The 22,449-nt window shown below is 70.1% G+C and carries 16 protein-coding genes; 9 read left to right on the top strand and 7 right to left on the bottom strand.

All coding sequences use genetic code 11. The annotated features are described in order from the left end of the window. Positions 1-68: 68 nt before the first annotated feature. Complete coding sequence (locus HMPREF2883_RS05600; RefSeq protein ID WP_070659546.1) at positions 69-2,597, bottom strand: glycoside hydrolase family 31 protein; 2,529 nt, start codon at positions 2,595-2,597, stop codon at positions 69-71. Positions 2,598-2,831: 234 nt separating this feature from the next. Here HMPREF2883_RS05600 and HMPREF2883_RS05595 point away from each other — a divergent pair, with 234 nt between their 5' ends. The 3 genes from HMPREF2883_RS05595 (at position 2,832) to HMPREF2883_RS05585 (ending at position 6,145) form a co-directional block, all read left to right on the top strand. Further along, entirely contained in the window at positions 2,832-4,700 is a 1,869-nt protein-coding gene (locus HMPREF2883_RS05595; protein ID WP_070659544.1) for an alpha-glucosidase, read from the top strand. Positions 4,701-4,812: 112 nt separating this feature from the next. Further along, on the top strand, positions 4,813-5,460 hold the full coding sequence (locus HMPREF2883_RS05590) for a nitroreductase (protein WP_070659543.1): 648 nt from the start codon (positions 4,813-4,815) through the stop codon (positions 5,458-5,460). A 415-nt stretch (positions 5,461-5,875) separates the two neighbouring features. Then, complete coding sequence (locus HMPREF2883_RS05585; RefSeq protein WP_003786792.1) at positions 5,876-6,145, top strand: ribbon-helix-helix domain-containing protein; 270 nt, start codon at positions 5,876-5,878, stop codon at positions 6,143-6,145. On the opposite strand, the gene HMPREF2883_RS05580 is transcribed toward HMPREF2883_RS05585, so the two are convergent. From HMPREF2883_RS05580 to HMPREF2883_RS05565, 5 genes are all read right to left on the bottom strand, one after another. Next, the gene (locus HMPREF2883_RS05580) at positions 6,142-7,005 is read right to left on the bottom strand and encodes a CPBP family intramembrane glutamic endopeptidase (RefSeq protein WP_070659541.1); all 864 of its coding nucleotides are present in this window, start codon (positions 7,003-7,005) and stop codon (positions 6,142-6,144) included. The genes HMPREF2883_RS05585 and HMPREF2883_RS05580 overlap by 4 nt on opposite strands. A 100-nt stretch (positions 7,006-7,105) precedes the next feature. Next, a complete protein-coding gene (locus HMPREF2883_RS05575) occupies positions 7,106-8,407 on the bottom strand; it encodes a chloride channel protein (RefSeq protein WP_070659539.1) in 1,302 nt (433 codons plus the stop codon). Between the two features lie 43 nt (positions 8,408-8,450). Beyond that, positions 8,451-10,826 carry a 6-phosphofructokinase gene (locus tag HMPREF2883_RS05570; RefSeq protein WP_176747152.1) on the bottom strand — a complete coding sequence of 792 codons (2,376 nt, stop codon included), beginning with the start codon at positions 10,824-10,826 and terminating at the stop codon, positions 8,451-8,453. A gap of 233 nt (positions 10,827-11,059) precedes the next feature. Next, positions 11,060-11,200 (bottom strand): hypothetical protein, encoded by a 141-nt coding sequence (locus HMPREF2883_RS15075; protein ID WP_170198613.1) that lies wholly within the window; start codon positions 11,198-11,200, stop codon positions 11,060-11,062. Positions 11,201-11,435: 235 nt separating this feature from the next. After that, entirely contained in the window at positions 11,436-12,206 is a 771-nt protein-coding gene (locus tag HMPREF2883_RS05565; protein ID WP_070659537.1) for a phosphotransferase, read from the bottom strand. 233 nt (positions 12,207-12,439) lie between these two features. Between HMPREF2883_RS05565 and sucC the strand changes: the two genes are divergently transcribed. The 3 genes from sucC to HMPREF2883_RS05550 are packed head-to-tail and all read left to right on the top strand — an operon-like array spanning position 12,440 to position 15,861. After that, the gene (gene sucC, locus HMPREF2883_RS05560) at positions 12,440-13,645 is read left to right on the top strand and encodes an ADP-forming succinate--CoA ligase subunit beta (protein WP_070659535.1); all 1,206 of its coding nucleotides are present in this window, start codon (positions 12,440-12,442) and stop codon (positions 13,643-13,645) included. Positions 13,646-13,648: 3 nt separating this feature from the next. Continuing rightward, positions 13,649-14,590, top strand: coding sequence for a succinate--CoA ligase subunit alpha (gene sucD, locus HMPREF2883_RS05555; RefSeq protein ID WP_070659533.1), 942 nt, complete (start codon positions 13,649-13,651; stop codon positions 14,588-14,590). Beyond that, entirely contained in the window at positions 14,587-15,861 is a 1,275-nt protein-coding gene (locus HMPREF2883_RS05550; RefSeq protein ID WP_070659531.1) for a cell division protein PerM, read from the top strand. Before sucD ends, HMPREF2883_RS05550 begins: the two co-directional genes overlap by 4 nt. 12 nt (positions 15,862-15,873) lie before the next feature. On the opposite strand, the gene HMPREF2883_RS05545 is transcribed toward HMPREF2883_RS05550, so the two are convergent. After that, positions 15,874-18,369, bottom strand: coding sequence for a hypothetical protein (locus HMPREF2883_RS05545; RefSeq protein ID WP_070659529.1), 2,496 nt, complete (start codon positions 18,367-18,369; stop codon positions 15,874-15,876). 274 nt (positions 18,370-18,643) lie between these two features. Between HMPREF2883_RS05545 and purH the strand changes: the two genes are divergently transcribed. The 3 genes from purH to HMPREF2883_RS05530 all read left to right on the top strand — a co-directional run bounded on the left by purH (position 18,644) and on the right by HMPREF2883_RS05530 (position 22,390). Further along, entirely contained in the window at positions 18,644-20,449 is a 1,806-nt protein-coding gene (gene purH / locus HMPREF2883_RS05540; protein WP_070659579.1) for a bifunctional phosphoribosylaminoimidazolecarboxamide formyltransferase/IMP cyclohydrolase, read from the top strand. Between the two features lie 108 nt (positions 20,450-20,557). After that, on the top strand, positions 20,558-20,857 hold the full coding sequence (locus tag HMPREF2883_RS05535) for a DUF3017 domain-containing protein (protein WP_070659526.1): 300 nt from the start codon (positions 20,558-20,560) through the stop codon (positions 20,855-20,857). 180 nt (positions 20,858-21,037) lie between these two features. Next, a complete protein-coding gene (locus HMPREF2883_RS05530) occupies positions 21,038-22,390 on the top strand; it encodes a dicarboxylate/amino acid:cation symporter (RefSeq protein ID WP_070659524.1) in 1,353 nt (450 codons plus the stop codon). Positions 22,391-22,449 lie beyond the last annotated feature (59 nt).

The following is a 22,449-nucleotide window of genomic DNA, read 5'->3' as shown; positions in this document are numbered from 1 at the left end:
TAGCGGCGGCCGGATGCGCCCGTCGGTCCGTTCGAGCCGACCCGCCGGAGTCGGTGCTCGGAGCCTGTTCAGGAGTGGGGAAGCACCTCGGCCACGGCCGCACGCAGCGTCTCCGGCAGGCCCAGGGCCTCGAGCTCACCCAGCAGGGCGGTTCCGCTCAGGCCCCGCTGCACCGCGTCCCAGGCCAAGTCCTTGGCCATGTACTCCACTCGCGCCCCGTCCAGGATCGCGTGGACCTCATTGCGCCAGTCGGCCGGGGAGTGCTCCGTGCCGCGAAGGACCAGCTGGACACCGTCGATGAGGTCCTGGCGGCTCAGCTCCTCCAGGTGCACCAACGTCCCGGCCCCCAGGGTGAAGCCGTCCCCACTGACCTCCTCGGTGGCCAGCCGGCGCGCCCGCTCACCCACCCCCAGCCAGGCGCCGGTCACCCGACCGGCCAGGAGCCGCACCGTCACCAGCCGCGAGGCCGGCACGACGTCGGCCGCCCCCTCCAGGCGGATGCGCAGCACCACGTCGGCGCCGTCCTCGTCCTCCGGCCAGGTCAGCGCCATGTGGGTGCGGGCGATGCGGTCCTCCCCGGGCTGTGCCGAGCCGTCGTCCTCCTCCAGGGTGAAGCTCCCCGAGCCCCCGGGCACGACGACGATCTCCAGCTCGCGCGGATTGTCCCCGGCCGCCTCCGTCAGGTTCCCGGCCAGGGGGATCACGGAGCCGGCCCGGGCCAGCACCCCGATTCGGTCCAGGGGGCGCGACAGGCTCAGCATGCGCCCGCGCCCGCCGGTCGTGGCCTCATAGCGGCGACCCGTGGGCAGGTCGTACCAGACGCCGTCGGGCAGCCAGGTCAGTTCCCGCCCCAGACCGGTGGTCTCATCGAGCCGGCAGGTGAAGGGCACCACCAGCAGGTCCCCGAAGTAGAAGCTGCCCCGGTGCTCGTAGGCGGTCAGCTCACGCGGGTGGTCGTGGTAGACCGGGCGCACCGGAGCGATGCCCTCACTCGCCGAGCGACGCGCCCACGTGTACAGGTAGGGCACCAGCCGGTGACGCAGCCGCAGGTGAGCCTCCATCGTGGCGCGGGCGTCACGCGAGTAGCGCCAGGGCTCCTTGGAGGTGAAGCCTGAGTTCGACGAGTGCAGGCGGTTGATGGGGGAGAAGCAGCCCAGCTGGAACCAGCGGGCCGCCATCGTGTCGTCGCTGCCGCCCAGCATGTGCCCGCCGATGTCGTTGGACCACCAGAAGTAGCCGATGTTGGCGGCCGTGGCCGTGAAGCGCGGCTGGAAGCGCAGGGAGTCCCAGCTGATGATCGTGTCCCCGGAGAAGCCCACCGGGGTGCGGTGGCTCGAGGCGTCGGCGAAGCGCGAGAAGGTCACCGGGCGGCGACGCTCCACGCCACCGTCGGCCGCCGGGCGCTCGCGACCCGAGTCGAGGTAGTGGACGTGGTTGAGCATCCACAGCGGATCCAGGCCGGGAACCGTCGTGGAGCCGCCCTGCTGCCAGTCCAGCCACCAGAAGTCCACTCCCTCGTCCTCCAGGGGATGGTGGAGGCGCGAGAGGTAGGAGCCCACGAAGTCCCGGTCGGCGATGTTGAAGGGCACGTCCTCTCCGGTACTCGCATCCAGGCCCAGGTCGGCGCAGACCTCCTCATAGGCCTCCTCGTGGCGGCGCACCCCCTGGGCCGGGTGCACGTTGAGCGTGGTGAGCATGCCCCGCTCGTGCAGGCCGGCCAGGAAAGCCGCAGGGTCCGGGAACAGCTCCCGGTTCCAGGTGTAGCCGGTCCAGCCCGTGCCGATCGCCGGGTCGATGTCGGTGACATGCCAGTCCATGTCGATGACGGCCACGGAGAAGGGCAGCTCCTCGGCGACGAAGCGGTCCATGAGCGCCAGGTACTCCTGGTCGCTGTAGGGGTGGTAGCGGCTCCACCAGTTGCCCAGCAGCGCCCGCGGGATGAGGGGGCTCGGCCCGGTGAGGCGGAAGAAGTCCCGCAGCGCCTCCTGGTAGTCCTGGCCGTAGCCGAAGACGTAGAGGTCCTGCGCCCCGTCGGCCAGGCGGTTGCCGGGCTCACGGGGCTGGACCCACTCGTCCTGGGTGAGCAGCAGCGAGGCCGAGTCGTCCAGGGCGGTGATGCCGCTCAGGCTCAGCAGGCCCGGGCCGAGGGCGATGGCGCCGTCGGCCTCATCAAGGGTGCGGGTGGTGCCGCCCAGGTTCGTCGGGAAGGTCTCGGCCGGATCCCACACGTCGCCGTGGTGCCAGGTGCCGCCGTGGGCGTGCAGCGCCGTCGAGCGCAGCCTGACGCTGAGCCCGGAGGGGGAGAACCCCAGGGAGGGCACATGGGTCAGGTGCAGGTGCTCGGTGATGATCTCCAGACGGTCCTGGCCGCGCACCACCCGGAACGACGGCGTCTCACCCAGGTCGCGGTTGACGACCAGCTGGGTGGCGGCGTCGGTGAAGACGCCCGTGGGGGAGTGCTCCATGCGGATGAGCCGAGAGGTGAGCACCGTGAACCGGTAGCGGGACTCCTCCGACGAGGTCCCGGTGATGACCGCCTCAGGGCGGGCAGCGGCCGGACGCGGAGTGTCAGGGGCATCGCGGAGAGGAGAAACCAACAGTCGGCCTTTCACAACAGGGATCGTCGCAGGCAGCGACGGGAGAGGCGGCGCCCTGAATGAGACGCGAGAACTCATCTTAATCGGCCCTGGACCGCGGCGTGTTCTGACACAATCGGTACCGTCCCGCAAGGCCCCGTCAGCCCTGGCGGCGAAGCAGGGGGCAGGCCCTCACGCACCCGGCCCGCCCCGCTTACCTCGCGTCCCCTCTGGTCGGTTGGAAGGAAGTCACCCGTGACCTCTCCCGCACCCCTCGTTGTCTCCGCCCGCCACGTCGGCGACGATCCGGACTGGTGGCGCCGCGCCGTCGTCTACCAGGTCTATCCCCGCTCCTTCGCCGACTCCGACGGTGACGGGATCGGCGACATCCCCGGCCTGACCAGCCGCCTGGGTCACCTCGACGAGCTGGGCGTCGACGTCGTGTGGCTCAGCCCCGTCTACCGCTCCCCTCAGGACGACAACGGCTACGACATCTCCAACTACCAGGACATCGACCCCCTCTTCGGCTCCCTGGCCGACCTCGACGCCCTCATCGAGGGACTCCACTGCCGCGGCATGCGCCTGGTCATGGACCTCGTCGTCAACCACACCAGCGATGAGCACCCCTGGTTCACCGCCAGCCGCTCCTCGAAGGACGACCCCAAGCGCGACTGGTACATCTGGCGTCCCGCCCGGCAGGTCGATGGGCTCGCCCCCGGGCAGCCGGGAACCGAGCCCACCAACTGGGGGTCGGCCTTCTCCGGGTCGGCCTGGGCCTGGGACGAGGACACCCAGGAGTTCTACCTGCACCTCTTCTCACCCAAGCAGCCCGACCTCAACTGGGAGAACCCGCAGGTGCGTCGCGCCATCCACGAGATGATGACCTGGTGGCTGGACCGCGGCGTCGACGGCTTCCGCATGGACGTCATCAACTTCATCTCCAAGACCTACCCGCTCACTGACGCGCCCCAGGGCGAGGGCGACCTCTACGGCAACGCCTTCGCCGCCGTCGCCAACGGGCCCCGTATCCACGAGTTCCTGCACGAGATGAACCAGCAGGTCCTCGCGCCCCGACCCGGCCACATCCTCACCGTCGGGGAGATGCCCGGGGCCACGAGCGCCGAGGCCGCCCTCTACACCGACCCCGCCCGAGGCGAGCTCGACATGGTCTTCCAGTTCGAGCACGTCAGCCTCACCGACGGACCCGGCGGCAAGTTCGACCCTCAGCCCCTCGACCTCGTCACCCTCAAGCAGAACCTGGCCCACTGGCAGGCCGCCCTCGCCCCCGCCACGACCCCCACCGGCGCCGTGAGCGCGGAGAAGGGATGGAACTCCGCCTACTGGGACAACCACGACCAGCCCCGCGCCGTCTCCCGCTTCGGCGACGACGACCCCGCCTGGCGCGTCCGCTCGGCCAAGACCCTCGCCACGATCCTCCACACCCACCGCGGCACCCCCTACATCTACCAGGGCGAGGAGCTGGGCATGGCCAACACGGTCTTCCGCGGCATCGAGGACTACCGGGACCTGGAGTCCGTCAACCACTTCCACGAGCGCGTGCGCGCCGGCGACGACCCGGCCGCCGTCCTGGCTGGCATCGCCCCCGTTTCCCGGGACAACGCCCGCACCCCCGTCCACTGGGACAGCAGCGAGAAGGCCGGGTTCACCACCGGCGAGCCCTGGATCGCCCTGGCCCCCGACCACGGCACCGTCAACGCCGCCGCCCAGGTGGGAGTACCCGGCAGCGTCTTCGAGCACTACCGCCGCCTCATCGCCCTGCGGCACGACGACGACGCCCTCGCCCTGGGGACCTTCCGGCTCCTGGCGGCCGACCACCCCACCGCCTGGGTCATCCTGCGTCAGTGGCGCGCCCCCGAGGCACAGGGCGGCGGCATCGAGCAGCTGCTGCTCATCGCCCAGTGCGCCCGCGAGGACCTGCCCCTGACCGGGCAGGGCGGCCTGCTGGCGGCGCTTGCGGCCGAGGGCCTGGAGCCAGGGGAATGGAGCGGGGCCGAGCAGGTGCTGCGCGCCGCCGACCCGGACGTCCAGCCCGGTTCGGCTCACGCAGGCCTGCCAGAGGCGCTACCGGGATGGGACTCGGTGCTGCTGCGCCGTCGGGCCTGAGGAGGTCGGGGGCGCGCTACGCCCGCCCGACGGCCCCAACTGGAATAGTGCTGGTCGGCCGGTCGTTGGTCTTGGTGGACAAGCCCGCGGATATCGGAAGTAGGGGAGCACCATGGAGTTCAGCCAGGTCGTCGCCAATCGCCACTCGGTACGAGACTTCACCGACCAGCCCGTCTCCCAGGAGGATCTGGTGGACGTCATGCGCACCGCCCAGCAGGCGCCGTCATGGGTGAACTCCCAGCCCTGGCGGGTCTATGCGGCCACCGGGGCCACGCTGGCCGGGATCAAGAAGCGCCATGCCGCAGACGTCGCTGCCGGCAGGAAGGGGAACGCCGACCTCCCGGTGAAGCCTCGTACAGAGTGGTCTGCGACCACCCAGGAGAACATGGCTGCGCTCGGCGAGCAGATCGGTGCACAGCTAGGCGAGGGCATCCAGGAGTTCCAGGCATCGCAAGGACGGCTGTTCAACGCCCAGGCAGTCCTGTACGTGACGATCCCGGTCGAGTCCACTCCGTGGTCCTTCCACGACCTCGGGGCCTTCTCCACCATGCTCGTCCTGGCGGCTGCCGACAAGGGCCTCGGCGCCATCAACGCCTACGCCCTGGTCATGTACCCGGACGAGGTGCGCGAGGCCATGGGGATCGGAGCCGATGAGATCGTCGCGATCGGGATCGCGCTGGGCCATCCCGCGGACTCGGCGCTGGCGGCCTTCGCCCCCGACCGCGTCGACGTCAACGAGATCCTCACGATCAAGGACTGAGCGCAGAGGGCTGCATGCACCGCAGGCCAGGGGTGAGTCCGCCTGCCCCTGCTGTTCCACGACCAGGACCTCAATCCTCCAGTTCAGGACTAGCAGTCGCACTGGTGCGGTATTACGATTATGTAGTGCGAAAGTGAGGGGTGCGATTGGATGAGGTCGCTGTTCACCCTCGTGTCCACGAGCGCCACCCCGAGGTGAGTGCCGAGGACGTGCTGTCCGCCTGGAAGCATGCGATCCGCTCTGCGCCTCGGGTGGACGACTCTCGCACATGGGTGTCAGTGGGAATGGACGTCAAGGGGCGGTTGCTGGAGATGGTCGCTGTTCATAATGGGCGTGGAGACTGGCTTGTTTATCATGCTATGACGCCGCCCTCGAAAAAGACTCTCAAGGAACTATCTATCGACAGGAGGAGATCATGAACCGCGATCAGATGAACGCCGCCTTCGGGGTGACTGATGAGCAGCTTGATTCCTTGGCTGCCGACTATGAGGCAGGTGACTGGAAGGGGAGGCTTGGTCCTGTAGTGCAGGGTCGTCCTCGTCTGTACGAGGAAGAGATGAGGACTATTTCTTTCCGCATACCTGCCTCGCGTTTACAGGCCATCGATGCGCACGCTGAGCGTAACGGCAAGAGTCGGTCGGAGTTTCTTCGCCAAGCCATTGATGATGCCCTTCTCGCTGGTTAGAAGACTGGTGATGGCACTCTTCTACGTCGGTCCAGGAGGAGGATGAGGGCGGCGACCGCGGCGGCGCCGGTGAGCAGGATCGCCGCGTTGAGCCACGAGATCTCGAAGTCTGGCAGGTTCTCGCTCTGAAGCTGGCCGATGAACAGGCTCAGGGCGTTACCGCTGACGTGCAGGCCCAGGGCGAAGAACACCGACCGCAGTCGCACCACCGACCAGCCGGCGAGCAGCCCGAAGAGCACCTTGTGGAGGACCTGCCAGGCGTAGCCCTTGAGACTGGTGTCGGAGGTCAGCCAGGTCGGCAGGTGCAGTGCGGTGAAGGACGCCGTCGTCATCAGCACAGCGGCCGCTGGCCCGTAGCGCTCGTGTATCGGTGAGAACAGGGTGCGTCTGAGCGTGATCTCCTCAGGAATCGCGTTGTAGGCGATGCCGACGCTCAGGGCGAAGGCCAGTGCGTGAAGCACCGTGGAGGTGGTGATCTCCGGCCTCCACAACGGGCCGGTGCCCGTCGGCCCCATCCAGGTGTGCAGGCCGCCGAAGGCGACTCCGCCCAGGGCTCCGGCTGCGAACAGGACGGTTCTGCTGCGTATGCCGCCACTGCTCAGCAGGTCGCGCCAGCCGCGCCGAGCCATCCCAAACCACAGGGCGAGCCCGCCCACGTGAAGGAGGACAAGCATGAGGATCCACGGTCCCCTCACGAGCGCCAGGGCCGTGCCCAGTGCCGGGGCACCTGCCAGCAGGGCGACGGCGGCAAGGGTGACGCCCTCGGAGGCGGCGGGCCGTCCGGTCTCAAAGGCGTAGGAGTCGGCCGCGCAGGGCTGTAGCGCGTGACGAGGTGGTGCGGCGTCGTAGTGACGATCCATAGTGGTTCCGATGGAGACGTGGCTGCCGGCTGCGATCCGCTCAGGAGTATATGTTTATTCGGTAGAATGATTGACCCTGACACGTCGCCGGCGGGTCCGGCTACCGGCTCCGTGAGGTCCGCAGCCGCAAGGCCACGGTGTGCCGCAGGTCAGGAGAGGTCAGCAGGGTGACCGCCAGGACGACCGTCAACAGGGCCATCAGCGTCCAGGCTCCGGCGCGGGCCAGCTCCCAGGTGAAGACGATCCCGAACACGGGGGCCCTCTGGGTGGTGGCGAGCACCGCCCCCGCGCCGGCTAACGCCAGCATCGCGACGCCGGCCTCCACCCCGCAGGCCTGCAACGCGATTGCCAGGGCCGCCCCGGCGCTCGATCCCGCAGCCAGGGAGGGGGCCAGCCGGCCGCCGGTGGCACCGGCGGCGAGCGTGAGACCGGTGAGGACCGGTTTGAGAACCACGATGCCGGCCAGCAGAGCCAGGACCGTACCCGCGGCGCCGCCGGAGACCTCCGGAACGTGAGTACTCAGAGCCATTTCCATGGCGTCGCGACCATTGCCGACGACGGCCGGGACCCACAGGCTCACCAGCCCGGTGACCAGTCCCGCCACACCGATTGCCGCCGGCAGCCACCTCAGGACGCGCATCCGGTGCGCCAGCATCCACGACCACAGTCGCCTCGCCCCCACCCCGAGCGCCGCAGCCACGGGCGCGAGCAGGACCAGCCCGAGGACGGTCCCCGACGACAGTCCTGGCGAGGCGATCTCGAAGGTGGGGTGCCCGTGGGAGTGCAGCCAGGAGACGAGCGTGGCGATGAGGCACACCGGGACCGCCACGAGGGCCCCGCGCCGCCGCATCCCGGAGACCATGACGAGTTCGACGGCGTAGGCGGCCCCTCCCAGCGGCGCGTTGTACATGGCCGCCAGCCCCGCCCCGGCGGCGGAGGCGATGAGGATCGCGCCCTCGGTCCTGCCGATCCCCAGGCGGGTGGCGAGTCTGGCCGCCACCGCTCCGGCGGCCAGACGCGGGGCGCCCTCACGGCCCACCGAGTTGCCCGCACCGACCGTGAGGACCTGGGTGACGGCGTCGAGGAAGGGGCGGGCCAGTCCGATTCGGGCAGCCGCCTGACCGCTGCGGTCCGCGACCGCAGTCTCCACCTCGGCCACCCCGCCAGTGGCGCGCAGCCACCACCACAAGCCACCGGCGACAAGACCGCCCGTGGCCGGGGCGAGCACGCGCCGCCAGGGCGGGGCGGCGGACAAGCGCTCCAGGAGCCCGCCGTGGGCGACGCCGTAGAACAGCGCCTCGAAGAGCTCCAGAAGCAGCGCCATCGCGATCCCGATGAGACCCGCGGCCACGCCCGCCACGGCGGCAGCCACCAGGAACCGGGGTCGTATTAGCGCGCGCACCCCAGGCACCATACCCGGTCGCTCGGCTCCCGGGGCCGGTGGGTCAATTGGCCGCGTCGTCGACCGCCTCACCGAAGTCGGGCACGTCCTGAAGCGCCAGGGTCCCGATGTCCTGGCTGACCAGCCCCACGGCGGGGCGCAGCCCCAGCCACCACTGGTGGCGGGGGCGACGGTTGTCACGGTCGAGGTCGTCGTTCATGCGATCCAACGGGTGGTCGGAGACCTTGCCCCTGATCAGACCCACGTAGGAGGCCGTCGGCTCGCCGCGCTTGAGGGCGCCGGCCAGCAGCTCCAGGGAGTAGGCGATGAGCTTGGTCGCCATGATCCGGTCGAAGGCCGTGGGGCTGCCGCCCTGCTGCTGGTGGCCCAGGATCGCCTCACGCACGTCGTAGAGGCCCTTGCCCTCCTCGGCGAAGATATGGGCCAGGACATCGGTGGTGTAGTTGACGCTGGCCCGCTCGTTGCGGATCACCAGGTAGAGGCTGCGGCCCGAGCGGAAGGACTCCACCATCCGCTCGGAGTCGGCGGCCAGGCCCGCCAGCGTGATGCCCTCCTCGTTGAGGTAGACCTTCTCCGCGCCGGTGGCCAGGCCGGACATCAGAGACAGGTAGCCGCACTTGCGGCCCATGACCTCGGCGACGAAGCAGCGGTGGGAGGCCGCCGCGGAGAGCTTGATGGAGTCCAGGGCCACCACCGCGTTGTTGAGGGCCGTGTCGGTGCCGATGCTCAGCTCGGAGCCGGGCAGGTTGTTGTCGATGGAGGCCGGCACGCACACGATCGGGATCTGGAAGGCGGGGTAGCGGTCCCGCTCGGTGACCAGGCGGAAGGCGCTCAGGTAGGCGTTGTAGCCGCCGATGACCAGCAGGGCGTCGATCTCATGGAGTTCGATGGCCCGCCCCAGCGCGTAGAGCTGCTCAATGGTGGGCACCTCGCGGCGCGTGCCCAGCTGGGCGCCGCCATCACCGACCCAGCCCTCGACGTCGGCCCAGGTCAGCTCGCGGACGTCGCCGTCGAGCAGACCGGGGAAGCCGCCGTAGACTCCCAGCATCGTGAAATCGTGGTCGAGGCCCAGACGCACGGCCGCGCGCGCCGCCGTGTTCATCCCCGGGGCCAGGCCGCCGGCGTGGATGATGGCGACCCGCTTGGGACGGTCGCAGGCCGACGGCGTCGAACCCGCATCGGTGGCCGGCTCGGCGGGAGGCGTGGACATGGTCTCGAACAGCTCGAGCATCTTGCCGAAGCTGGCCCCGCGGGCCTGGATCGCCCCGAGGTAGTCATGGGCGGCCACAAGGTCCTTGACGGCGCGGGTAGCCGCGATCTGCTCCATCATCGGCAGGCGGCGGATGCGGTTGTGGCGCTCGGCGATGATGACCGGCTCGCTGCCAGGCTCCATGGCCACCACCTCGCGGGCGGCGGCGCAGCCCAGCAGCGTGGACATCCAACGGTCGTAGGCGCTGGGGCGGCCACCGCGCTGGACGTGACCCAGGATGGTGACGCGGGCGGCCTCACCCAGATTGTCGGCAATGACCTGGCGGACGTCGTCGGCACTGATGCGGTTGCCCTCGCGGTCGGTGGCGCCCTCGGCGACGATCACCATGGACTCGCGGCGTCCGGCCTCCCGGCCCGCCTTGAGCTTGGAGCACATGTCCTCCTCCCATCCCTTGCCCGGGGGGAGCTCGGGGACCAGGACGTAGTCACAGCCCCCGGCCACGGCCGCCATGAGGGCCAGATAGCCGCAGTGACGGCCCATGACCTCCACCACGAAGGTGCGCTGGTGGGAGGCAGCTGTTGAGGAGATGTCGTCGATGGCCTCCAGGATGCGGTGGAGGGCGGAGTCGGCGCCGATGGTCATGTCGGCGCCCACCAGGTCGTTGTCGATGCTGCCCACCAGGCCGGTCACCATGAGGACGGGGTGGGCGGCGGCCGTCTCCGCACTGATGTCACCTGCCGCGACGAGCTCCTCGAGCAGGGAGGGCCAGTTCTTGCGGAACTCGTTGGTGCCGGTCAGGGAGCCGTCGCCGCCGATGACCACGAGCCGGTCGATGCCGTGCTCCAGAAGGTTGCGGGCGGCCGCCAGCTGGCCGGCGCGCTCGCGGAACTCGGCCGAGCGGGCGGTGCCGATGATGGTGCCGCCGCGCTGGAGGATGGAGCCCACCGAGTCCCACTCCAGGGGGCGGATGCCGTCACCCCCGGCCACGGCCCCGGCCCAGCCCTCCATGACCGCGTAGGGCTTGGCCCCCAGACGGATGGCGGTGCGTACCACGGCCCGCACGGCCGCGTTCATGCCCTGGGCGTCACCGCCGGAGGTGAGGACTCCGATTCGTAGGGGCTCACCGTCCAGGCCCAGCAGCGGGCCGGCCGACGAGCTGGTGGGGGAGGGGACAGTGTCTGCGGTGTCTGAGGACATGGCGGCTGGCATGTGGGGTCCTTCCCTGGGGTCACCGGTGGGCTTGGCTCCCGGCGTCGGCCGGGAGGGCATCAGCCCTTATTGTTGCTGGTGAGCGCCGCCACGTCATCCGCCTGTGGTCCCAGAAGCGTTTCCTTGCCGCGACATCCGCGCATTCGCCGGTTCCTGGTGAACCCCAGGAGGAGGGGAGCGATGTGTCCCCCTGCTGTGGGAGCAGGGGGACAGTAGGTCCACGGGCTAAGGAGCTACCGGTCTCTGCGGGTGTGGAACCTGCGGGCCTCGGCGTCGAGGACGCGCTTGCGTCGTCGACCCCACCGCCTGCCGCTCCAGACGCCGAGCAGCACCGCGGCGCCGACCAGCGCGCTCGTTGCCGTCAGTGCGGGCATGACCGTCTCCCTTCTCGAGCCCCTCGTGTCAATTCATGATAATTCGCGTGTGTGGCGAGCAGCTCAGGATCGGGAACGTACATCGCGGACGGGGACTGCGTTCTCCTCCAGACGGCTGGGGTCTGACCTCAGTCCTCTGGAGGAAAACGCAGTCCTCGAGGGGAAAGTACGTTCTCGACGGCGCTCATGGGTAGAGACCGCGTGTCGCAATCCAGTAGTGGTTTGATCGGGGCTCTTACATGAGCGCTCTGGTGAGTGCCGCCGCGTTGGTCCTCAGATAGTGGATGTCGCGCAGATAGAGGGTGTCGTGGCCGTCGTCGAGATGGGATTGGAATGCAGTGTCGCCCTGCGCCGCCTGAGCACGCATGTACCGGACCAGATCGAGCAGCCGTCGGCACACGGCCTCGATGATCTCAGACCGATTCACCTCCCCGTACTCGTCGCAGAACAGCCGAGCCCGCCGAGCCTGCTCGGCCAGAGAGCCGAATCCGGCGGCGTTTTCTGGTGCGGTCAGTGGGGCGAAGCGATAGATCGCGTAGGCGATGTCGCGGATGCGAGGACCTGGGTGCGCGGTGTCGAAGTCGATGATGCCAACCAGCCTGCTCCCGTCGAAGACGCAGTTGTACGGCGCGAAGTCCCCATGGCAGATGACCTCGTAAGGCTCAACCGCCTCCAGCATCCAGCCATCCAGCACCTCGGTCGCCAGTTCGCTGGTCACCTCGTGCAGTAAGCGCAGCGCCCGGGCCGCTGAGATGAGCGCCTCATCGTGGCGCAGCTCCTCAGGCAGCGGGTAGGCGCCGGCCTGGCCCTCAATGAACTCGAGGACCTGCCGGTCGTCGTCGGACAGACCAAGAAATCTCGGTGAGTACCTGAACCCCCTGTGCTCCAGCACGGTGAGCAGCCACTCGACGTTGGTGCTGCCCTGGCGCCGAGCGCGAAGGACTCTGCCGCCCACCTTGGTGACCTCGGTCGACCCACCCTGAAGACTTTCGGGAACCTTGCTCATGCCACGTGCCCCATCCCTCGTCATCCTACGTGGCTGGACGGCGCTCGTGGCCGGTGGAGGCCCTGGTGCGCACGCCCCGCCGAGACGCGGCGACCACGCTGTGTGAGACGCCGCCGCTTCGCGCCCGTGTCCGCCCTCCCAACCGGCCACTGGGACGTTAGGCTCATCATTGGCGCCTGCCCGGCCGGCTCGCGCCCCGCAAGCCATCCACATGCCCCGAGAGGATCAGCTGCATGGATCTCTACGAGTACCAGGCCAGGAACCTGTTCCGCCAGCACGGCGTCCCCGTGCTCGACGGCGCCGTGGCCACGACCCCCGAGGAGGCGCGCAGCGCCGCGCAGTCCCTCCTCGACGCGGGAAGTGAGCTGGTGGTCGTCAAGGCCCAGGTCAAGACCGGCGGCCGCGGCAAGGCCGGCGGCGTCAAGCTCGCCCACACCGCAGACGAGGCCGAGGCCCGCGCCCGCGACATCCTGGGCATGGACATCAAGGGCCACACGGTGCGCGCCGTCCTCATCTCCGACGGCGTCGACCTCGACGCCGAGTACTACTTCTCCATCCTCCTGGACCGCGCCGAGCGCCAGTACCTGGCGATGTGCTCGCGCGAGGGCGGCATGGACATCGAGACCCTCGCCGCCGAGCGCCCCGAGGCCCTGGCCCGCATTGGCATCGACCCGCTTCAGGGCATCACCCCCGCCGTCGCCCACCGGATCGTCGAGGCCGCAGGCTTCGAGGCCGGCCCCCTGGCCGACGAGGTCGCCGCCGTCATCGAACGCCTTTGGGAGGTCTTCACCGCTGAGGACGCCACCCTCGTGGAGGTCAACCCCCTGGTCAAGGCCACCGACGGCCGCATCATCGCCCTGGACGGCAAGGTCACCCTCGACGACAACGCCCGCTTCCGCCACCCCGCCCACGCCGAGTTCGTCGACAACGCCGCCACCGACCCCCTGGAGGCCCGCGCCCGCGAGGCCGGCCTCAACTACGTGCGCCTCGAGGGCGAGGTCGGGGTCCTGGGCAACGGCGCCGGCCTGGTCATGTCCACCCTCGACGTCGTCGCCGGGGCCGGCGAGCGCCACGGCGGCATGAAGCCAGCCAACTTCCTCGACCTGGGAGGCGGTTCATCGGCCGAGGTCATGGCCACCGGCCTGGAGGTCGTCGCCTCCGACCCCCAGGTGCTCGCCATTCTCGTCAACGTCTTCGGCGGCATCACCTCCTGCGACACCGTCGCCCAGGGCATCGTGACCGCCGTCGAGTCCCTGGGCGGGCTGCCCAAGCCCGTCGTCGTGCGCCTGGACGGCAACAACGCCGACACCGGTCGCGCCATCCTGGCTGACGCCGCCATTGAGGGCGTCACCGTCGTCGACACCATGGACGGGGCCGCCGACGTCGTCACCGCCATCGCCGAGCAGATCAGCGGCCGGCCCGCTGGCAAGGAGGCCTGAGACATGAGCATCTTCCTGACTGAGACCGACCGCGTCATCGTCCAGGGCATGACCGGCTCCGAGGGCCGCAAGCACACCACCCGCATGCTCTCGGCCGGCACGAAGGTCGTCGCCGGCGTCAACCCCCGCAAGGCCGGTACCACCGTCGCCTTCGACGTCGCCCCCATCGGCCCCGGTGCCGGCGAGGTGCAGGCCGGAACCGTCGAGGTCCCCGTCTACGGCACTGTCGCCGAGGCCAGGCAGGCCACCGGCGCCGAGGTGAGCGTCGTCTTCGTCCCGCCGGCCTTCGCCAAGGGCGCCGTCCTCGAGGCCGTCGACGCCGGAGTGCGTCTCCTCGTCGTCATCACCGAGGGCATCCCGGTGGCCGACGCCACCTGGATGCGCGCCTACGCGGCCGACCACGGCGTGCAGATCATCGGCCCCAACTGCCCCGGCATCATCTCCCCGGCCCGCTCCAACGTGGGCATCACCCCACCCGACATCACCGGCCCCGGCCCCCTGGGACTGGTCTCCAAGTCCGGGACCCTGACCTACCAGCTCATGCACGAGCTGTCCGACCTGGGTTTCACCACCTGCATCGGCATCGGCGGGGACCCGGTGGTCGGCACCACCCACATCGACGCCCTGGCCGCCTTCGAGGCCGACCCCGACACCCGCCTGGTCGTCATGATCGGTGAGATCGGGGGCGACGCAGAGGAGCGCGCCGCCGCCTACATCCGCGAGCACATGACCAAGCCGGTTGTCGCCTACGTCGCCGGCTTCACCGCCCCCGAGGGACGCACCATGGGGCACGCCGGTGCCATCGTCTCCGGCTCCTCAGGTACCGCGGAGGCCAAGAAGATCGCGCTGGAGGCCGCCGGCGTCCGGGTGGGGCGCACCCCCAGCCAGACCGCTGGGATCGCTCGCGAGCTCTACCGCGCCCTGGCCGGTGAGGTGAGCGCTTGAGTCTGGCGCGGCAGCGAGTCACCGGCCTGGCGTCCTGGGCCCTGTGGTCCCTGCGCGTGGGGGTCGAGTCGGTCGGCCTGGTCTGGCTGGTGGTGGTGCTGGCGACGATCGCCGTGTCCAAGGCGGCCTCCGGTGTCAACGCCGCGGCCATCCTGAGCGCGGGCGAGGCCCTGCACACCGGGACCGCCCTGTGGAGCCTCGGCTTCGGGGGGACGGTCGCCATGTCCTCCGAGGACGACGGCATGCTCAGCCTGCCGCTGCTGGGACTCACCCTGGTGCAGGTGGGCTGGACCTGGTTCTGTGTGCGACGCGCCCACCCCTCCCGGCCGGCAGCCGGGGTGGCCATCGTCCTCGCCGCGACCGTCGTGGCGGCCCTGGCCTGCCTCACCGGCCCGGCCGGGCTGGACACCTGGCCTGCCGTCGTCGGTATCGCCGTGCTCACCGGGGTCATCGTCGCCATCCAACTCATGCGTGCCGGCCACCACTGGCCGCCCCTGACCCGCTGGTGGGGCCGCCGACCCCATTGGCTGGGGCCGTCCCTGTCGCTGGCCTACGGGGCCACGCGGGCCCTGAGCCTGCTGAGCCTGCTGGTGGTGGTCGCGGCTGTTGTCAACGGCGCCGGCCGGGTCTCGGTTCTGCACGACTCCCTGACCGGGGACGGCTTCGTCGCAATGGCCGGTCTGATCCTGCTTCAGGCCGGCTGGGTGCCGACCATGATGATCTGGGCCTGCTCCTGGCTCATCGGCGCCGGCTTCTCCGTGGGCACGGGCACTGTCTTCGCCCCCGACCGGGTGGTGGCCGGCCCCGTCCCGCGCCTACCGCTGCTGGGGATGCTGCCGTCGACGCCGCTGAGCAGCGTGGGCCTGTGGCTGCCCCTGGTGGTGACGGCCGGCGCCATGGTGGCCGCCTGGCGGCGTCGGGCGGTGCTCAACGCCCTGCGGGTGCGCTACGCCCTCAGCGCCGCCGGTCTGGCTGCTCTCCTCGTGGCCGGTGGCGTGGGCCTGCTGTGCCTGGCCGCCTCCGGATCCGTGGGGCCGAACCGGATGACCGCCGTCGGCCCGCTGGTCTTCTACACCGTCATCCTCGTCTTCGTCGAGGTCGGTGTCGGACTGGCCTCCATGGCCGTCCTGGCCCACCCCTACACGCGCACCTGGGCCCGGGGCACCCTGCCCGAGTCGGTCCTGCCGGCGGCGTACCGGCGTCAGGATGTGCGCGACGATGCCGTTGAGGAGGTCGATGCGGACGACGGCGAGGTGGACGACGAGGCGTGAGCCGGAGGAGGGTCAGCGCGTCGCCGTGCCCGCGCTGCTCAGGGCACCGAGAGCCGCATCCACGCCCTCAACCAGCTCGGGCGTCACCGCCAGGAGCGCCGTCCCGGCCCGGTAGGTCATGCCCGGGATGGGGGTGTAGAGGACACTCGCCTCCAGGAGCGCGCGCCCCTCCTTGAGGGCCTGCCACAGCTCAGGATTCTCCCGGAAGAATCGCGCGACGCGCTCGTCGCAGGCCAGGTGCTCCAGGACGTTGTCAGCCGACTTGTGCGCCGCCCGCCCCGGCAGCCTGCGGGGAGGAATGTCGGTCTCGTCGTCGTCATCAATGGTGGGGGCGGCCCCCTGGTACTCGACGACGACCAGCTGGTTCCCGCCGGGGGACAGCGCCAGGGCGTGGACGGGGCTGTCCACCGGCCGCTGGTCGATGGCCTCACCCCGGAAGTCTTCGGTGATCCGCAATCCCTCCAGGATGGCGAACTGCTCGCCGTTACCGGTGTTGAGGCGGCGCGTCAGGCCCAGGATCTCGGCCTGCTGCTCCGACACCGAGGCGGCCAGGTCGCGCATCTGCCCGACGACCTGGGAGTCGGCTCCCGAGTCGGCCAGCTCGGCGACGGTCTCATCGATCCGGTCGGGTTCCAGGGCATCGACGTCGGTCACGCCCAGGGACTCAGCGAGCTGGCGAAGGCGCGCGATGTCGCCCTCGACCGCCACCTGCCGCTTGGTGCGCGCCGTGAACAGCGCCTGACTCTCGGAGAAGCTCTCGGCGCCTCGGATCCGCCGGTTGACGGAGAGCTCAGCGGCCAGGTCGGTACCGCCCCCGGCGGGACTGGCGCTCAGGGCCGAGCGCGGCATGTAGGTCATGGCGAAGTCCAGCAGCGCCAGGCACGCCTGCCCCGGCGTGAGAGCGAGCAGGTGACTGACGAGGCTGCTCGACGACGGCGCCGTGCTGATGCGGCGCCCCGGAGCCCCCAGCGTCAGGACGAGGGACAGGCTCACGGCCACCGCCGCCAGCGCACCGATCGCGTAGAGGAGCCCCTGGCTGCCGCTCAGGTCACTCCACCACTGGGAGAACAGGCGCGGCAGGGCCGAGAGGAACAGGTCGTCCTCGGTCTCCTTGAGCTCGGGGGCGAGCTGCCAGACGGTACGCACCTCGTACATGCAGCACAGGAGGAACAGCACGACGCTGACCACCAGGATCCCCAGGCGGAAGCCCTGGCGGGCATTGGGCTCAGCGCCCGGCGTCGTGGCCTCCATGGCGTCGGCCCGCACGCCGCGCACCTGCTCGGCCGTGGCCCGCCCCGCCCGCATGGCGTAGAGGCGTCCCTGGCGCAGGTCCCCGTAGGCGCCCCAGGTGACCGCCAGGTCGCCCCAGGTGAAGTTCGCCAGAGCCACCACCGAGACGATGAGGGCGCGCACGAAGGGCGGCGCCTCGGTGAGGTTGGGGTAGCGGGGAGCCGGCGCCCCGGCCACCGTCCAGCCGTGCACGCCCGCGTAGGCGCGGCGGTGGGCGTCCAGGAGCAGGCAGGCGGCCATGAGGATGACGGACAGGGGGATGGCGCTCAGGCCACCGCCGTTGACCCTCCACAGGAACATGAGCAGCGCCGGGAAGCCGCCGCCGGAGTCGCTCTGCCCGAGCTGCTGGGCGATCCTGGCGATGTAGGTGGCGTGGTCACTCACCGACTGCAGGATGACCACTGCCGGCAGGATCCAGGCCACGATCCGCAGCCACACGAGGTTCTTAGCCCCTTCGAAGGCCGGCGAGTCCTTGAGGCGCCACAGCGTGATCGCCAGCGCCACCGCCATCGTGATGTTCGCGGTGCTCACCTGGTTGCTGACGGCCAGGACGTTGCTGCTCTCCTGGGTCATCGACCCCGAGGTCCACGGGTTGAAGGAGAAGGGCAGGCGCCCGTTGCCCAGGACCGAGGAGAGCAGGCTGCTCTCCTCAAGGGCCCGGATGCCGTCATTGAGGGCCGTCAGGCCGGCCCCGGCCGCGAAACCCAGGAGGGCCCAGTCGGAGGCCGCCAGGCGGCGCATCCGCCCCGGCGCCAGGAAGACCACGAGCACCAGGGGCACCAACGGGCTGAGAACCTCCAACGCAATGGTCAGGGCGATACTCATCCCGTTACCCATGACGGACAGTCCCGCGCGGGTGCGCACCGAGCTCATGATCATGGACACGACGAGCGACCAGGCGGCGCCGACGCCGTACATGAGCAGCACCGAGCGCCAGCTGACGGTGCGTGTGCGCGCCAGGAGGGCCACCACCATGAGGCACACGGCCATGAAGGCCGCCGGCACGGCGGCGTAGGCCAGCCGTGGCACCATCACCAGGGCGGCGATGAGCAGCACGATCATGAGGGCGTAGGCTCCGCGCACCACCAGGTTCAGGGCGCTGGATAATCCCAGGTGGCGGCTCCACCAGCGCCGGTAGGCGGAGGCGGCCTCCTGCCACCGCTCCGGGGGAGTGCTCCGATATGCCGGCGTTGCTGCGATGTTGATGGGCGCAGTCATGCTGTGGACTGTATGCCGTCTCTCAAGCCACCTGCAAGGAAACGGGCCGTTCGGTTGGATGGTTCGCCGGAAGCGACATGGAAAATGTCAGGGCAGGGAGAGGGCGCGCTCCTTCCCGGTGCCGTCGTGGCCACCACCGGATAGGATGGGGCTGGCTGCGACTGGCGAGGGTGGGGCACCACCGGGGAGTGGCCGAGGCCGTCCATGAACGGGACGTCGCCCGCCTGGGCGTCCCGCTTCCCCACGCCGCACCAGGAGCACCATGTCCTCGTCCATGTCCCCGTCGTCGTCCCAGTCCTCGCAGTCCACGAGTCAGGCGGTCCCCACCGCCCACGTCCCCACCGAGGGCCTCATCAGCCCCGACCGCGTCCCCGTGCGCCGCGCCCTCGTCTCCGTCTACGACAAGACCGGTCTCGTCCCGCTCGCCCGCGCCCTGGCCGACGCCGGCGTTGAGATCGTCTCCACCGGCTCCACCGCCGCCACCATCGCCGCCGCGGGCCTGACCGTCACCCCGGTGGAGGAGGTCACCGGTTTCCCCGAGTGCCTCGAGGGTCGGGTCAAGACCCTCCACCCGGCCGTCCACGCCGGTATCCTCGCTGACCGCCGCAAGCCCGACCACCTCGACCAGCTGGTCACCCTGGGCGTGGCCCCCATCGACCTGGTCGTCGTCAACCTCTACCCCTTCACCGACACCGTCGCCTCCGGCGCCCCCTTCGACGCCTGCGTGGAGCAGATCGACATCGGCGGCCCCACCATGGTGCGCGCCGCCGCCAAGAACCACCCCGCCGTCGCCGTGGTCACGAGCCCCGGCCGGTACGACGACGTCGCGGCCGCCGTGCGAGAAGGCGGCTTTACCCTGGCCGACCGCCGTCGCCTGGCCGCCGAGGCCTTCGCCCACACCGCCGCCTACGACGCGGCCGTGGCGACCTGGATGGCCGGCCAGATCGAGACCGACGACGTCGCCGACGCCACGGACTTGGCCGATGCGGCCGGGGCCGACTCGCGCGGGCCGGCCGCGCCGCCGGCTTACGTCGGCGTCGGCTACGAGCGCCTGGCGAGCCTGCGCTACGGGGAGAACCCCCACCAGCGGGCCGCCGTCTACCGCACCGCCGGGGCGAGCGGGGGAGTGGCCGGCGCCCGCCAGCTCCACGGCAAGGCCATGAGCTACAACAACTACACCGACACCGACGCCGCCGTGCGCGCCGCCTACGACCACGGCCAGGCCGTCACGGTCGCCGTCGTCAAGCACGCCAACCCCTGCGGCATCGCCGTCTCGGCCGCCGGTGACGTCGCCGAGGCCCACCGCAAGGCCCACGCCTGCGACCCGGTCTCGGCATACGGCGGCGTCATCGCCACCAACGCCATCGTCACCGCCGAGATGGCCCGTCAGATCAAGCCGATCTTCACTGAGGTCGTCGCCGCCCCCGCCTTCGAGGACGAGGCCATGGAGATCCTGTCCACCAAGAAGAACCTCCGCCTGCTCCTCGTCGAGGCCCCCCAGCGCGAGGGCTACGAGATCAAGCAGGTCACGGGAGGTGCCGTCATCCAGGAACGCGACGTCCTGGACGCCGACGGTGACGACCCCTCGACCTGGACCCTGGCCGCAGGACCGGCCGCCGACGACGCGCTCCTGGCCGATCTGGCCTTCGCCTGGCGCTCGGTGCGCGCCGTGCGCTCCAACGCCGTCCTCCTGGCCCATGACGGCGCCACCGTCGGCGTGGGCATGGGGCAGGTCAACCGCGTCGACTCCTGCAAGCTGGCCGTCGAGCGCGCCAACACCCTGGGGGCCCGCTCCACCGGCGACGCCGCCAACGGCTCCCAGAAGGAGAAGGGCGCTGTCGGCGGGGCCGATGCGTCCGAGGTCCTGGCGGGTGCCGCCGCGCCTCAGCGCGCCCGCGGGGCCGTGGCCGCCTCCGACGCCTTCTTCCCCTTCGCCGACGGCCTCCAGGTCCTCATCGACGCCGGGGTCCGCGCCGTCGTCCAGCCCGGAGGCTCCATCCGTGACCAGGAGGTCATCGACGCCGCCCAGGCCGCCGGCGTCACCATGTACCTCACCGGCACCCGCCACTTCTCCCACTGAGCCGCATGCGCCGCCTTGTGCCCGACCCCTCGCGCCGGGCACAAGGTGGGTGTGCGAGTCGGCGACAGGTCATGGACCCGCATCCCTCGCGCAGATAGGCTCCTGCCCGTGACTCATGACCCGCATCCCCAGCAGGCCGAGCACAAGGAGCCCTACCGCACCATCTGTGTTGTCCTCGTGGCCCTCGGCCTGGCAGCTGTCCCCACCATCGCGCTGCTGGGGCACCGCCGCATCGCCGTCCTGTGGACGGCCACCGGGATCCTCATGCTGGCCATTGTCCGCCTCCAGCGCCCCGACGGCACCTGGCTGGCGGCGCGCAGCCGCCTGTTCGACGTCGTCCTCGGCATCGGCCTGGCCGCCGTCCTGTTCCTCCTATCGCCTTACGTCAACCTGCCCCGCATCCTGTGAGCGGGGAGCAATCCTCACGCCGCCTGAGTTCTCACGGTGATGCTGCGCGCCGTCCTGTGTGATCTGTGCCCTGGAAATGCTCATTCTTCGGTCCGGTTCGGCGCCGTGACCGAGCAGTATGGCACGCTGGCCCCAGTCAAGACATCTTGTCATCTCGTTTCACACCTTGAAGGTCCCTCTATGCCAAGCAATCCCTCAGCCTCGCCCTCGCTGGCCCATCGTCTCAGCCACAGCATCCTGACCTGGGTCATTGGCGCGATCCTGCTGGCCCTGTTCCTGGGGTCGATCCGCTTCGGGGGCCACCCGTTCGTTCCCAAGCCCGTCGGCAACGTCTTCGCGACCTTCTCCGACCTGTTCAGCCAGTTCCTCAGCTTCTCCATCCCGCTCATCATCATCGGCCTGGTGACCCCCGCCATCGCCGATCTGGGGCGTGGGGCTGGCAAGTGGCTCGGGATCACCACGGCCCTGGCCTACACCTCGACCCTTTTCGCCGGCTTCCTCACCTTCCTGGTGTGTGCCGCTACCTTCCCCCGTCTGCTCGCCGGGACCTCTCTGGCTGATGTTGCCAAGCCGGAGGGGGCTCTGAGCAGCTACTTCACGGTGAAGATGCCGCCGGCCGTCGAGGTCATGACCGCCCTGCTGCTCTCCTTCGTCCTGGGCATCGGTCTGTCCATGGTGCCCCGGGGTGTGCTGCGCAAGGGCTTCATCGAGTTCCGTGCCATCATCCCCCGCCTCATCGAGCGGATCATTATCCCGCTGCTGCCCCTGCACATTTTCGGCATCTTCCTCAACCTCACCTACACCGGGGCGGCTGGGGCGGTGATGAAGGCGCTTCTGCGCGTCGTCGTCGTGGTCCTCATCCTCGAGGTCGTCATCCTGGGTATCCAGTTCCTCACCGCAGGACTCATCGGCCGCCGCAACCCGCTTAAGGCACTGCTCACCATGCTCCCGGCCTACCTGACGGCTCTGGGCACCTCCTCGTCCGCGGCCACGATCCCGGTCACCCTGCGTCAGACGAAGAAGAACGGCGTCTCCGACGCGGTGGCCTCCTTCACCGTCCCCCTGTGCGCCACGATCCACCTGGCGGGGTCGACCTCGAAGATTTTCTCCTTCGCCTTCGCGATCGTCCTCACCCAGGGCCTGCACGTGAGTACCGCTCAGTGGATCGGCTTCATCTTCATGCTCGGCATTACGATGGTGGCAGCACCGGGTGTCCCCGGGGGCGCCATCATGGCGGCCACCGGCCTGCTGTCCTCCATGCTTGGCTTCGACAAGCAGCAGGTGGCCCTCATGATCGCCACCTACATCGCCCTGGACTCCTTCGGCACCGCCACGAACGTCACCGGTGACGGCGCCATCGCCATCATCGTGGACCGCATGGCCGGAGGCTCCGTCAATGACGAGGGCGACCCGGAGAACGTTCGCGAGCTCTCCTTCGACGGCATGGCCTACCTCAACGCGGTCAGCGTCGAAGGGGTCGTCAGCCCCGAGGAGCTCGAGGCCTCGGCCGCAGCCACCCGCTCAGGCGAGTAGAACCGAGTACATCGCAGTCAGCCGGTCGGGCGCCGGGAGTCAATCGACTCCCGGCGCCC

The sequence above is a fragment of the Actinomyces sp. HMSC075C01 genome (assembly GCF_001812965.1).
Classification (GTDB): domain Bacteria; phylum Actinomycetota; class Actinomycetes; order Actinomycetales; family Actinomycetaceae; genus Actinomyces; species Actinomyces acetigenes.
Note: the sequence above shows the minus strand (reverse complement) of the source record. Positions and strands in the feature narration are given on the sequence as shown.